Source organism: Micromonospora sp. M51, assembly GCF_018070305.1.
In the GTDB taxonomy this organism is placed as follows: domain Bacteria; phylum Actinomycetota; class Actinomycetes; order Mycobacteriales; family Micromonosporaceae; genus Micromonospora; species Micromonospora parva.
In genome coordinates, this window is the sequence record NZ_JAGPXZ010001386.1 from 1 (window position 1) to 672 (window position 672).

The window sequence follows — 672 nt, forward strand, 5'->3', positions numbered from 1 at the left end:
GGCACCCGCCAATTGGCCAGGGTGAGCCGGCCGCGGGCCGCAGGTGCGACGGTGGTGCGGATCAGCTCGGGTGAGTCGGTCGGCGCGCCCGCCCGGGTGGGCAGGGTGAGCAGCGCGGTGTCCGGTCGGGTCGGCTCAGCGGCCTCGGCGAGGACGGCGGCCAGGTCGGTGTGCCCGGCGGCGAAGGGGTGCGGGCGGTCCCGGGCCGGGCGGCCCGCACGAGCAGCGGGAATCGGCGCCGCGCTGTCCTCGGCCCAGACGGCGAGGCCACCTGTCGAGCTGGCGCCGGTCGAGCTGGCGTCGGGCAACCACAGCCCGTGGATGACCAGCACCCGTTCCCCCTCGTCGTCGCCCGCGACCAGGATAGGTGGCCCAACCTGGCCGGACCGACACCCCCACCTGCGTGACCTTGCAGTTGGTGTTGGTGTTCTGCGAAGAAGGCCTCATTCTGTCGCCGCAGAAAGTGCACGATCGCGTGGCCTGCAGGCTCGGCCGGCAGCAGGCTAGCGTCGGCGGCGTGGTCGATCTGCTGGTTCTTGGCGGGCTCGGGGTGGATGTGCGGGTCCGGGTGCCCGCGCTGCCGTTGCCGGCCGCCGACTCCCACACCGTCGAGCCGATCGAGTTGCGGATCGGCAACACCGGTGCCGGGGTGGCGCTGGCCGCCCGGACTCT

Annotated in this window: 1 protein-coding gene and 1 pseudogene; one reads left to right on the forward strand and one right to left on the reverse strand. The window is 73.8% G+C overall.

Annotation, left to right across the window (positions count from 1 at the left end; all coding sequences use genetic code 11):
• A partial coding sequence (locus KBX53_RS34985) for a hypothetical protein (protein ID WP_309140926.1) occupies positions 1-323 on the reverse strand: 323 nt, incomplete at its 3' end.
• 152 nt (positions 324-475) lie between these two features.
• Here KBX53_RS34985 and KBX53_RS36765 point away from each other — a divergent pair.
• Positions 476-672: pseudogene (locus KBX53_RS36765) on the forward strand (hypothetical protein); the annotation flags it as partial.